The sequence below is a fragment of the Bosea sp. BIWAKO-01 genome (assembly GCF_001748145.1).
Classification (GTDB): Bacteria; Pseudomonadota; Alphaproteobacteria; order Rhizobiales; family Beijerinckiaceae; genus Allobosea.
In genome coordinates, this window is sequence record NZ_BCQA01000001.1 from 2738624 (window position 1) to 2750157 (window position 11534).

The following is an 11534-nucleotide window of genomic DNA, read 5'->3' on the forward strand; positions in this document are numbered from 1 at the left end:
CCGCACGGCCGACATGGCTGATCCGGCTAAAATGGACCATTGCTTGGGGAGGCTGTTGTCAGCGGTCACCGCTCCCGGCGATGCTGGAGCCGTGCCGGTCTTTCGATTCTGCCGATTTGAGCTCGCTTCTGCCGGCGTAGGTCGAAGAGTCTGATGCCGGTTCACGCGCATGGTTGATGCGACCCTGAGGTCGTGCTGACGTCGATTGACCGGGTTGAAGGATCTTGCGGGTGAGGGTGGACGTTCTGGGCCTGCAGGCCTTCGTCAGTATCGCCGAGCGGGGCAGTTTTCATGCCGCGGCCTCGCATCTCAATCTCTCCCAGACCGCGCTGAGCCATCGGATCCGGAAGCTCGAGGAATCACTCGGAACGACGCTGCTCTTGCGCACCACGCGCCAGGTCTCGTTGACCCCGGCGGGGTCGGCGCTCCTGCCGCGCGCCCGCAAGATCTTTGAAGAGCTAGGTGCAGCCATCGATGAGGCGCGGGTCGATGCCGCGGATGCCGAGGAAGAGGTTGCGGTCGGCTGTCTGCCAACCATCGCGGTCCACTGCATGCCGTCGGTGATCGCAGAGTTCGCCAGACGATATCCGGCAGTGCGCGTCCGGGTGCACGATAACTCGGCTTCGGAGATCGCCGACAAGGTGCAATCGGGCCAGGCCGAGTTCGGCGTGACCATCGTCGCCGCCAATCGCTGGGACCTCGAGCTCAAGCCGGTGGTCAAGGAGCCGTTCGTGCTCGTCAGTCACCGCAGCATGCCGCTCGCGCGATCGGAGTCGCTGACCTGGGCGCAGTTGCAGGGGCTGCCGCTCGTGCGGATCAGTGCCGAGACCGGGAATCGCATCCTGATCGACGATGCGCTGGGCGCACGGCGCGAGGCCCTGACCTGGCGCTACGAGGTCCAGCGCGTCATCACGGCAGTGAGCCTGGTCCGTTCCGCGATCGGTTATGCGATTGTGCCGCAGCTCGCGCTCGACTCTGTCGATGCCGGCGAACTGGTTGCGATCCCGCTGCGCTCGCCGAGCATCAGCCGCACCCTCGGCATCGTCACCCGCAAGAATATGCTGCTGCGGCCGGCGGCGCGCGACCTCCTGGCGCTGGTCAGCGAGGCGCTGAGAAACAGTGTCTCGGATAAAGATGCATGAAAGTAATCAATCGCTGCATTCTTCTCATTTGATGGCAGAATAGCTTGGGGTCAGGGTCCTCGCGGGACAAGGAAACGCACAAGCAAGGGACGACCCATGCCTGGCTCCAAAGCAGCGACGATCGCGTTCATCGGATTTGACGAGGCGACCGGGCACGGCGCGCGGCAAGGGCGTGGCGCGTGATGAGCATCGACCGCCGATCACTCCTTGCGGGGCTGGGTTTGGCCGGCCTCGGGCACGCGGCGCGGGCGCAGGTCCAGCCGGTGTGGCCGACGCAAATCATTCGGCTCGTGGTGCCGTTCACTCCGGGCGGCAGCACCGACCTCCTCGCGCGCCTGATTGCCAACCGATTGGAGCGCACGATCCCCGGCAAGGGCTTCGTCATCGAGAACCGCCCCGGCGCCGGCGGCATGATCGCGGCGAGCCAGGTCGCGAAATCCGATCCGGACGGCCATACGCTGATGATGGGTCATATCGGCACGCTTGCCTTCAACCCGGCACTCTATCCCAACGTACCCTATGATCCGGTCAAGGATTTCCAGCCGGTGGCCCTGGTCGCCATGGTGCCGAACATCCTCGTCATCAACCCGAGCCTGCCGGCGAACTCGTTCCAGGAATTCGTGGCCTATGCCAAGGCCAATCCGGGCAAGCTGAACTACAGCTCCGGCGGGCAAGGCAGCGCGGCGCATATTGCCGGTGCCTATCTCGCGCATCGGGCGGGTTTCGAGGCGATCCATGTGCCCTATCGCGGCACCGCACCGTCGGTGACGGATCTGGTCGCCGGTTCCGTGCAGTTCACGCTGACCGGCGGTCCGGCGGTGTTGCCGCTCGCCGCAGCGGGCCAGCTGCGTGCGCTCGGCGTCGCCAGCTCCGAGCGCACCTCTTTTGCTCCACAGCTCCCGACCATTGCCGAAAGCGGGCTGCCGGGTTTCGAGGCTGTGCAGTGGTACGGCATCGTTGCCCCCGCACACACGCCGGCCGCAATTGTCGAGCGCCTCAACCGCGAGATCAATGCGCTGCTCGACCAGCCCGAATTTGTCGCGGCGCTCGATCGCGACGGCGCGATTGCGCGCCGCGAGACGCCAGAGGGCTTCGGGCGTCTGATCGCGTCGGAAGGGACGCTGTGGCGCGATATCATCACGCGTGCCAGCATCAAGGGCGGAGGCTGAGCGATGTCGCAGATTGCCGTGCCATGCATGCTGATCCGGGGCGGTACGTCCAAGGGCGCCTATTTCCTCGCCGAAGATCTGCCGGTTGGCACGGCCGCGCGGGACGCGTTCCTGCTCGCGGTGATGGGCTCACCCGACAAGCGCCAGGTCGACGGGCTTGGCGGCGCCCATCCGTTGACGAGCAAGGTCGCGATCGTCTCGCGCTCGAGCGAGCCGGGCTGCGACGTTGATTTCCTGTTTGCGCAGGTCGGCGTCGAAACCGCGTCGGTCGACACCACGCCGAACTGCGGCAACATTCTCGCCGGTATCGGTCCCTTCGCGCTGGCGCGGGGCCTGGTCCGAGCAGAGGGCGCCAGCACCACGGTGCGGGTTCGGACGCTGAACACGGGCACCGTCGCCGATCTCACCATGCGGACCGAGGCCGGTCAGGCTGGTGTCGAGGGCGATGCCCGCATCGATGGCGTGCCCGGGACCTCCGCGCCGATCGACATCAGCTTCCTCGGCACGGAAGGCTCCGTCTGTGGCGCACTGCTGCCGACGGGAAATCCGGTCGACATCATCGATGGTGTCGAATGCACCCTGATCGACAACGGCATGCCGGTCATCGTTTTGCGGGCGGTTGATGTCGGGCGCACCGGCCACGAAGCCCGCGAAGTGCTGCAAGAGGATACGGAGCTGAAGCAGCGCATCGAGCGCATCCGCCTCGCGGCCGGGCCGATGATGAATCTCGGCGATGTGGCCAAGATGGTGGTCCCGAAGATCGCCCTTGTCGCGCGTCCGGTTGCAGGCTCGATCGCGACGCGCAGCTTCATCCCGCATGAGTGCCACGCGTCGATCGGTGTCTTTGCTGCGGTGACGGTGGCGACAGCCGCAGCCCTGCCGGGGTCGCCGGCAGCTTCGGTCGCCGCGATGCCTACCGGTCGCGAACGCGCGATTTCGGTCGAGCATCCGACCGGGGAATTCACCGTGAAGCTCACCGTGGGTGGCACGACGGAGCGCCCCGTCATCGAGCGTGCCGGCCTGCTGCGCACCGCGCGCATTCTGATGGATGGCCAGGCCTACGTGCCGCCGCATGCGCTCGCGCGCAGCGGCGACGAAGCACGCAGCGCCGCCGAATAGGACCGAGAAGAGAGGATTACAGCTCAATGGCGAGCCTGCAGAAGACGGGTCTGGTGATTACCGCCCACCCCGGCGATTTCGTCTGGCGTGCGGGCGGTGCCATCGCCTTGCATGCCAGGCAGGGCATGCGGGTAAAGATCCTGTGCCTGGCCTATGGCGAGCGCGGCGAAAGCCAGTTCGCCTGGAAACAGGCGGGTGTGCGCGTGGAGGACGTCAAGGCGCAGCGTCGCGAAGAAGCCGAGCGCGCCGCCGCGGTCCTCGGGGCCGAGATCGAATTCATGGATGCCGGCGACTACCCGCTGCGCACGACAGGCCCGATGCTCGACCGGGCGATCGACCTCTTCCATGAGCTCAGTCCCAGCTTTGTGCTGACCCATGCGCTCGAAGACCCCTACAATGTCGACCATCCCGAAGCAGCGCGCTTCGCGCAGGAAGCGCGGATCATCGCGCAGGCCGCAGGTCATAAGCCGGATCCCGCACGCCCCTATGCCGCACCGCCCGTCTTCCTTTTCGAGCCGCACCAGCCCGAGCAGTGCAATTTCAAGCCGAACCTGATCCTCAACATCGACGAGGTCTGGGAGACGAAGCGCAAGGCCTTCGAAATCCTGGCCGCGCAGAAGCATCTCTGGGAATACTATACGCGGGTGGCGCTGAATCGGGGCATGCAGGGAGGGCGCAACTCCGGCAAGGCGATGACTTACGGTGAGGCCTACCAGCGCCTGTTCCCCGAAGCCCTGGAGTCCCTGGCATGACCGGCGTCGTCATCCGCACGAAGAAACGGGCTGCAAGCGCCGATATGGCGGCATTCCAGGAGCTTGGCGTCTCGACCACCCATGAGGCCATGGGCCGGACCGGGCTGATGAAGCCCTATATGCGCCCGATCTATGCCGGTGCCTCGATCGCCGGGGGAGCCGTCACCGTCCTCGCCCAACCCGGCGACAACTGGATGATCCATGTCGCGATCGAGCAGGTCATGCCCGGCGACATACTTGTGGTCGCCTGCACGGCAGATAACACTGACGGCATGTTCGGCGACCTTCTCGCGACCTCCCTCAGGGCGCGCGGTGGCATCGGCCTCATCATCGATGCCGGCGTGCGCGATGTACGCGTGCTGACCGAGATGGGGTTCCCGGTCTGGTCGCGCGCGATCTCGGCCAAGGGCACCGTCAAGGCGACGCTCGGATCGGTGAACGTGCCGGTGGTCTGTGCCGGTGCGATGATCAATCCCGGCGACGTGATCGTCGCGGACGATGATGGCGTGGTGGTGGTTCCACGGCTCGACGCAGAGAGGGTTGCTGCCGCAGCGCGGTCGCGGGAAGCGAATGAAGATGAGAAGCGTCGCCGGCTCTCCGCCGGCGAACTCGGGCTTGATATGTATGGAATGCGCGATGGGCTGGCGAAGGCCGGGCTCGTCTATCGCGACGACAACTAAAAGGCGGCTCGAAAACAAGAGCCAGACCCAGGGAGGGGTACCACGATGACATTCCGCAGGACGGTTCTGAAGGGCTTCATGGCAGGTGCGCTCGCAGCGACACTGGGCTCCGCGGCGCAGGCCCAGGAGGTGGTCAAGGTCGGGCTGATCCTGCCGATGACGGGGCCTTTTGCGTCGACGGGGCGCCAGATCGAGGCTGCCGTGAAGCTCTTCCTGGCTCAGAACGGCGCAACGCATGGTGGAAAGCGCCTGGAAGTCATCCTCAAGGACGATACCGGCAACGCTGACGCGACGCGCCGGATCGCACAGGAACTCGTGGTCAACGACAAGGTTGCGGTTCTGGCTGGCTTCGGCCTGACGCCACTCGCCATGGCGACGGCCCCGATCGCGACCCAGGCCAAGGTCCCCCAGATCGTCATGGCTGCAGCGACGGCGTCGATCACCGAGGCCTCGCCTTTCATTGCCCGCACCTCGTTCACCTTGCCACAGGCCTCCGAGCCGATGGCGGACTGGGCCTGGTCCAACGGCATCAAGAACGTCTTCACCGTCGTGACCGATTACGGCCCGGGGATCGACGCCGAGACCTCCTTCGCCACCAAGTTCAAGGCCGCTGGCGGCACAGTCGAAAGCGTGCGCGTGCCGTTGCGCAACCCGGATTTTGCGCCGTTCCTGCAGCGCGTCTCCGAGGCAAAGCCCGATGCCCTGTTCGTGTTCGTGCCGTCCGGCATCGGCGCGCAGTTCATGAAGCAGTTCGTCGAGCGCGGCCTCGACAAGGCCGGCGTCAAGCTGATCGGCCCAGGCGATGTGGTCGATGACGATATCCTCAACGGCATGGGGGACGTCGCGATCGGCGCCATCACCACGCATCATTATTCGGCCAAGCATGACAGCGCCGCCAACCAGGCCTTCGTGAAGGCGTTCGAGGCCGCCAATCCCGGCATGCGTCCGAACTTCATGGCCGTTGGCGGATATGACGGCATGCGGCTGATCGCCGAGGCGCTCAAGGCGACAAATGGCGACGCCAGCGGCGAGAAGCTCATCGCGGCGATGAAGGGCGCCTCCTGGGAGAGCCCGCGCGGACCGATCACGATCGATCCGGCGACGCGCGACATCATTCAGAACATCTATGTGCGCAAGACAGAGAAGATCGGCTCCGACCTGTACAATGTGGAATTCGCCACGATTCCACAGGTCAAGGATCCGGTGAAGGCGCGCAAATAGGCGGTCTGACGCGGCCGGACCGACGACATGCTCACCATCCTGTTCGATGGCATCGCCTATGGGATGGTGCTGTTCGTCCTCGCTTGCGGGCTTTCCGTGACGATGGGGTTGATGAATTTCGTCAACCTCGCCCATGGCGCCTTCGCCATGCTCGGCGGCTATGTCACCGTGCTGCTGATGCAGCGGCTCGGCCTGCCGTTCCTGGCTTCGCTTCCGGCCGCCTTCCTTGCGGCTGCGCTGGCGGGGATCGTGCTCGAGCGGCTCGTCTATCGGCCGATGTATGCCAAGAGCCATCTCGATCAGGTGATGTTCTCGATCGGGCTCGTCTTCATGGCGGTTGCGGGCACTGACTGGCTGCTCGGCTCGAGCCAGCAGATCATCCAGCTCCCACCCTGGCTTCAGGGGCGGTTCTACGTGTTCGGCGTTGGCATCGGCTACTATCGCCTGTTCGTGATCGGCATCTGCGGGCTGCTCGCGGTCACGCTGCAATGGGGATTCGCGAAAACACGGTTCGGCAGCCGGTTGCGTGCTGCCGTGGATGATGCGCGCGTGGCGCGTGGCCTGGGCATTCCGGTGAACCGGTTGTTCGCCCTGACCTTTGCGCTCGGTTCCGGACTGGCGGGGCTCGGCGGCGCGCTCGGGATCGAGCTCATGGGGCTCGATCCAACCTTTCCGCTGAAGTTCATGATCTACTTCCTGATCGTCGTCACGGTCGGCGGCACCTCAACGATCACCGGCCCCTTCCTCGCGGCCATGCTGCTCGGCGTCGCCGACGTGATGGGCAAATATCTGGTCCCGCAGGCCGGAGCCTTCATCATCTACACGCTGATGGTCATCCTGTTGCTGCTGCGCCCCGAGGGCCTGTTCGCGAGGGCTCGCACATGAGCGGGACGGCTCTTGAACAGCGCGTCAGGCACTCGCTGCGCCGCGCCCGGCGCTGGCACCCCGCCGAGCTGGCTTTCTGGCTCTTCGCCGCAGCGTCCTTCGTGCTGTTTCCAACGCGCTTTCTGATCCTCAACGAGATCGCGATCCTTGCCCTGTTCGCCCTCTCGCTCGATCTGATCCTCGGCTATGCCGGGATCGTATCGCTTGGGCATGCCGCGTTCCTGGGGATGGGCGCTTATTCGGCCGGGCTGTTCGCCAAGTTTGTCACGGCCGATCCACTGGCCGGCCTGGCATTCGGCATGGCGACATCCGCGCTGCTCGGGCTGCTCACCAGTCCGCTCGTCCTGCGGGGCACGGATCTGACCCGCCTCATGATCACGCTCGGCGTGGCATTGATCCTCTACGAGGTTGCGAACTCGCTCTCATGGCTCACCGGTGGCGCCGACGGCCTGCAGGGCATCACGATGGCACCGATCTTCGGGACGTTCGATTTCGATATCTTCGGGCGCACGGCCTATCTCTATTCGCTGTCGGTGCTGTTCATCCTGTTCCTGATCGCGCGGCGCATCGTGAATTCGCCGTTCTGCCTGTCCCTTCGCGGCATTCGCGACAATCAACTGCGCGCTGCGGCATCCGGCGTGCCGATACCTTGGCGCCTTGCGGCCATCTATGCCTTGTCGGCGGCCTATGCCGGGGCGGCGGGCGCCTTGCTCGCCCAGACCACGCAATTCGTCTCGCTCGACGTGTTCGACTTCCATCGATCGGCCGACCTGATGCTGGTGCTGATCATCGGCGGGGCCGGCTATCTCTATGGCGGCCTGATCGGTGCGATCGCGTTCAAGTTCCTGCAGGACGCCATCGCGACCTTCACCCCGCAATACTGGATGTTCTGGATCGGGCTGTTCCTCGTCCTCTTCGTCCTTGGTGGCCGTGAACTGATCCATGGCGCGATCAAGGCCCTGGTCGCGCGGTTTCCGAAACGCAGGGCCTCGTCGTGAGCGCCGTCCTGCAGACCTTCAATCTCGTCAAGGCCTTCGGCGGCATCACTGCGACCGATGACGTGACGTTCTCACTGGAGAAGGGCGCGCGCCACGCGCTGATCGGCCCGAACGGCGCGGGCAAGACGACCTTCGTCAATCTGCTCACAGGAGTTCTGCGGCCGACATCGGGGCGCGTAAGCCTGATGGGGCAGGACATCACCGGCCTGTCGCGAGAGGCGCGGGTCAAGCGCGGTGTCGCCCGCACCTTCCAGATCAATCAGCTCTTCGGCACGATGACGCCGCTCGAGATGATCTCGCTCGTCACCGCAGAGCGGCTCGGCCGGGGCATGCGGCTCTTCCAGAGGCTCGACGCCGATGGCGAGGCCATCGCCGAGACAGCCGATATCCTCGCCCGTTTCAAGCTCGAGGACATCATGGATCAGCGCATCGCGACATTGCCCTATGGCAAGCAGCGCCAGATCGAGATCGCCGCGGCTTTCGCGGCCAGGCCGAGCGTGCTCTTGCTCGACGAGCCCGCCGCCGGCGTTCCCGAGGCCGAGAGGCGCGAATTGCTGGAGACGGTCGCCGCATTGCCCGACGATGTCTCGGTGCTGCTGATCGAGCACGACATGGACATCATCTTTCGGTTCGCGACCCGGATCACCGTTCTCGTCAATGGCCGCGTGCTGACAGAAGGCGAACCTGCGGTGGTCGCGCGCGACCCCGCCGTCAAGCAGGCCTATCTCGGCGAGGCCGCCCATGTCTGAGCTCCTGCGGATCGAAGGCCTGAACGCCGGCTACGGCGACGCTCTCGTCCTGTTCGATGTCGCGCTTTCCCTCGACGAGGGGCGCTCGCTCGCCTTGCTGGGCCGCAACGGCGTCGGCAAGACGACACTGGTCAACACGATCATCGGCGTAACGCGCCGGCGGGCCGGGCGCATCACTCTTGCCGATGTCGACATCTCCACAGCGACGCCCGAGCAGCGAGCCCATGCCGGCATCGGCTGGGTGCCGCAAGAGCGCAACATCTTCAAGTCGCTGACCGTCGTCGAGAACCTGACCGCGGTCGCGCGCCCCGGCCCATGGTCGACGGAACGCGTCTTCCGGATGTTTCCGCGCCTCGCCGAACGCAAGAGCAATCTCGGCAACCAGCTCTCCGGGGGCGAACAGCAGATGCTGGCCATCGGCCGCGCCCTGATGCTCAATCCAAGGCTGCTGCTTCTGGACGAACCGACCGAGGGGCTGGCGCCGATCATCGTTGAGGAACTACTCGCGGCATTGAAGACGCTGTTCCGGGACGAAGGGCTGGCAGCCATCGTCATCGAACAGCATGCCAGGAAGATTCTGGAGCTGACCGACACCGCAATCGTGCTGGAGCGCGGTCGTGTCGTGCTCGCCGACGACAGTGCCGCGCTGCTGCGCGAACCGGCGCGGCTGGAACGCCATCTCGGCCTCAGCGCCGCTGCCTAGAAGACCATGATCAGGGAAGGAAACCGCATGCCCCTCCGAGACAAGCCGCCGTTCCGAGCCGATATGGTGGGAAGCCTGTTGCGTAGCGCACGCGTGAAGGACGCGCGCGCCAAGCTGGTGACCGGCGAAATCTCCGCCGCCGATCTGACGGCGATCGAGGATGCCGAGATCAGGGCGCTGGTGAAGAAGCAGGAGGAGGTCGGGCTCCAGGCGGTCACCGACGGCGAGTTCCGTCGCGCCTTCTGGCATTTCGATTTCCTGGAGAATCTCTCCGGCGTGCAGGGATACGACTCGGATTCAGGCATCCAGTTCAAGGGCGTCGCGACCAAGGCCCGTGGCCTTCGCGTGACCGGCAAACTCGACTTTCCCGACGACCACCCGCATCTCGCCCATTTCAGGTTTCTCGCCTCCGTCACCGACCGCGTGCCGAAGATGACGATCCCGAGCCCGAGCATGCTGCACTATCGCGGCGGCCGGAAAGCCGTCGATATCTCCGCCTATTTCAAGATGGAGGATTACTACGCAGATCTCGGCAAGGCCTACGCCAAGGCGGTGAAGGCCTTTTACGACGCCGGCTGCCGCTATCTGCAGCTCGACGATACCAGCCTCTCCTATTTCTGCGATCCTGAGCAGCGCCAGATGCTTGTCGATCGTGGCGATGACCCCGATAAGCTGATCCACATCTATCGCGACGTCATCAACACGGCGACGGCGGCCAAGCCGGCGGACATGACGATCACCACTCATACTTGCCGCGGCAACTTCAAATCGACCTTCATCGCCTCGGGTGGCTATGAACCCGTCGCCGACATGGTCTTCAACCAGATCAACGTCGACGGCTATTTCATGGAATGGGACGATGATCGCTCCGGCGGCTTCGAGCCGCTGCGCTTCCTGCCGAAGGGCAAGCAGGTCGTGCTGGGCCTCGTCACCTCGAAGTTCGGCAGCGTCGAGAGCAAGGACAACCTGAAGCGGCGGATCGAGCAGGCCTCGGCCTTCGCGCCCCTGGATCAGCTCTGCCTCTCGCCCCAATGCGGCTTCGCCTCCACCGAGGAGGGCAATGTGCTGGCCGAGGACGAGCAATGGGCCAAGCTGGCGCGCATTATCGAGGTGGCGCAGGAGGTGTGGGGATGAGCCAGGAACCCTGTTTCGACATCGCTCATCTCGCCCATGTCGAGCTGTTCACGAACAAGCCGGAGGCCAGCCTCGATTTCTTCGTCAATATCCTCGGGCTGACCGAGAGCGGACGGGCGGGCGACAGCGTCTATCTGCGCGCCTGGGACGACTATGAGTTCCACACGCTGAAACTCACGGCCTCGACCACGACGGGTGTCGGCCATATCGGCTATCGGGCGACGAGCGAGGCTGGCCTGATGCGCCGGGTCAAGGCGATCGAGGCCATGGGGGCCGGCATCGGCTGGGACGACGGCGATCTCGGCCATGGCAAGGCCTACCGGTTCCGCGATCCCGACAATCATGTGTTCGAGATCTATTTCGACACCCAAAAATACGCTGCGCCGCCGCATGAACGGCCGGCGCTGAAGAACCAGGCGCAACGCAATCATGGCCGCGGCTGTGCTGTGCGCCGTCTCGACCATCTCAATCTGCTGGCGCAGGACGTCGCGGTGATCCGCGATTTCATGCCGAAGGCCCTGGGCAGCCGCATCACGGAACAGATCGTGCTCGATTCCGGCGAAGTCGGTGGCTGCTGGTTCACCGTCAACAACAAGAGCTACGACATCGCCTATACGCGCGACCACACCGCGGCTCTCGGGCGCTTCCACCACCTCACCTATGCGGCCGACCAGCGCGAGCATATTCTCGAAGCCGCCGACATCTTTCTCGAGAACGGCATTCACATCGAGACCGGGCCGCATAAGCACGCGGTGCAGCAGACCTTCTTCCTCTATGTCTACGAGCCTGCCGGCAACCGTATCGAGATCGCCAATGCCGGCGCGCGTCTCATTCTCGATCCGGACTGGCAGACTGTGACGTGGACCGAGGCCGAGCGGAAGAAGGGACAGGCCTGGGGGCTGAAGACGATCGAGAGCTTCCACACGCATGGTACCCCGCCGGCCGCCGCATGAATCACGGAGGCCGCCGCGCGCGTTCGATC

12 protein-coding genes are annotated in these 11534 nt (G+C 64.9%); all 12 read left to right on the forward strand.

What is annotated here, in order from left to right:
- The first annotated feature begins 230 nt into the window (after positions 1-230).
- The 12 genes from BIWAKO_RS12730 to BIWAKO_RS12785 all read left to right on the forward strand — a co-directional run bounded on the left by BIWAKO_RS12730 (position 231) and on the right by BIWAKO_RS12785 (position 11505).
- Positions 231-1142 carry a LysR family transcriptional regulator gene (locus BIWAKO_RS12730; RefSeq protein ID WP_069878989.1) on the forward strand — a complete coding sequence of 304 codons (912 nt, stop codon included), beginning with the start codon at positions 231-233 and terminating at the stop codon, positions 1140-1142.
- A gap of 182 nt (positions 1143-1324) precedes the next feature.
- The gene (locus BIWAKO_RS12735) at positions 1325-2311 is read left to right on the forward strand and encodes a Bug family tripartite tricarboxylate transporter substrate binding protein (RefSeq protein ID WP_069878990.1); all 987 of its coding nucleotides are present in this window, start codon (positions 1325-1327) and stop codon (positions 2309-2311) included.
- 3 nt (positions 2312-2314) lie between these two features.
- Positions 2315-3430: a 4-oxalomesaconate tautomerase gene (locus tag BIWAKO_RS12740; RefSeq protein ID WP_069878991.1), complete on the forward strand. Its 1116-nt coding sequence runs from the start codon at positions 2315-2317 to the stop codon at positions 3428-3430.
- A gap of 26 nt (positions 3431-3456) precedes the next feature.
- Entirely contained in the window at positions 3457-4182 is a 726-nt protein-coding gene (locus BIWAKO_RS12745) for a PIG-L deacetylase family protein (RefSeq protein WP_069878992.1), read from the forward strand.
- Positions 4179-4862: a 4-carboxy-4-hydroxy-2-oxoadipate aldolase/oxaloacetate decarboxylase gene (locus tag BIWAKO_RS12750; RefSeq protein WP_069878993.1), complete on the forward strand. Its 684-nt coding sequence runs from the start codon at positions 4179-4181 to the stop codon at positions 4860-4862. Before BIWAKO_RS12745 ends, BIWAKO_RS12750 begins: the two co-directional genes overlap by 4 nt.
- A gap of 45 nt (positions 4863-4907) precedes the next feature.
- Positions 4908-6083: an ABC transporter substrate-binding protein gene (locus tag BIWAKO_RS12755; protein ID WP_069878994.1), complete on the forward strand. Its 1176-nt coding sequence runs from the start codon at positions 4908-4910 to the stop codon at positions 6081-6083.
- 27 nt (positions 6084-6110) lie between these two features.
- Positions 6111-6968, forward strand: a complete 858-nt coding sequence (locus BIWAKO_RS12760; protein WP_069878995.1) for a branched-chain amino acid ABC transporter permease — start codon at positions 6111-6113, stop codon at positions 6966-6968.
- Complete coding sequence (locus BIWAKO_RS12765; RefSeq protein ID WP_069878996.1) at positions 6965-7966, forward strand: branched-chain amino acid ABC transporter permease; 1002 nt, start codon at positions 6965-6967, stop codon at positions 7964-7966. The genes BIWAKO_RS12760 and BIWAKO_RS12765 overlap by 4 nt, the downstream gene beginning before the upstream one ends.
- Entirely contained in the window at positions 7963-8715 is a 753-nt protein-coding gene (locus BIWAKO_RS12770) for an ABC transporter ATP-binding protein (RefSeq protein ID WP_069878997.1), read from the forward strand. Before BIWAKO_RS12765 ends, BIWAKO_RS12770 begins: the two co-directional genes overlap by 4 nt.
- Positions 8708-9418 (forward strand): ABC transporter ATP-binding protein, encoded by a 711-nt coding sequence (locus BIWAKO_RS12775; protein ID WP_069878998.1) that lies wholly within the window; start codon positions 8708-8710, stop codon positions 9416-9418. Before BIWAKO_RS12770 ends, BIWAKO_RS12775 begins: the two co-directional genes overlap by 8 nt.
- Before the next feature lie 27 nt (positions 9419-9445).
- Positions 9446-10552: a 5-methyltetrahydropteroyltriglutamate--homocysteine S-methyltransferase gene (locus BIWAKO_RS12780; protein WP_069882422.1), complete on the forward strand. Its 1107-nt coding sequence runs from the start codon at positions 9446-9448 to the stop codon at positions 10550-10552.
- Positions 10549-11505, forward strand: coding sequence for a VOC family protein (locus BIWAKO_RS12785; RefSeq protein WP_069878999.1), 957 nt, complete (start codon positions 10549-10551; stop codon positions 11503-11505). Before BIWAKO_RS12780 ends, BIWAKO_RS12785 begins: the two co-directional genes overlap by 4 nt.
- Positions 11506-11534 lie beyond the last annotated feature (29 nt).

What these genes read in the sequence shown, in the direction of transcription:
- BIWAKO_RS12735 (WP_069878990.1), top strand. Translation starts at nt 1,325, where the DNA reads ATGAGCATCGACCGCCGATCACTCCTTGCGGGGCTGGGTTTGGCCGGC.
- BIWAKO_RS12740 (WP_069878991.1), top strand. Translation starts at nt 2,315, where the DNA reads ATGTCGCAGATTGCCGTGCCATGCATGCTGATCCGGGGCGGTACGTCC.
- BIWAKO_RS12745 (WP_069878992.1), top strand. Translation starts at nt 3,457, where the DNA reads ATGGCGAGCCTGCAGAAGACGGGTCTGGTGATTACCGCCCACCCCGGC.
- BIWAKO_RS12750 (WP_069878993.1), top strand. Translation starts at nt 4,179, where the DNA reads ATGACCGGCGTCGTCATCCGCACGAAGAAACGGGCTGCAAGCGCCGAT.
- BIWAKO_RS12755 (WP_069878994.1), top strand. Translation starts at nt 4,908, where the DNA reads ATGACATTCCGCAGGACGGTTCTGAAGGGCTTCATGGCAGGTGCGCTC.
- BIWAKO_RS12760 (WP_069878995.1), top strand. Translation starts at nt 6,111, where the DNA reads ATGCTCACCATCCTGTTCGATGGCATCGCCTATGGGATGGTGCTGTTC.
- BIWAKO_RS12765 (WP_069878996.1), top strand. Translation starts at nt 6,965, where the DNA reads ATGAGCGGGACGGCTCTTGAACAGCGCGTCAGGCACTCGCTGCGCCGC.
- BIWAKO_RS12775 (WP_069878998.1), top strand. Translation starts at nt 8,708, where the DNA reads ATGTCTGAGCTCCTGCGGATCGAAGGCCTGAACGCCGGCTACGGCGAC.
- BIWAKO_RS12780 (WP_069882422.1), top strand. Translation starts at nt 9,446, where the DNA reads ATGCCCCTCCGAGACAAGCCGCCGTTCCGAGCCGATATGGTGGGAAGC.
- BIWAKO_RS12785 (WP_069878999.1), top strand. Translation starts at nt 10,549, where the DNA reads ATGAGCCAGGAACCCTGTTTCGACATCGCTCATCTCGCCCATGTCGAG.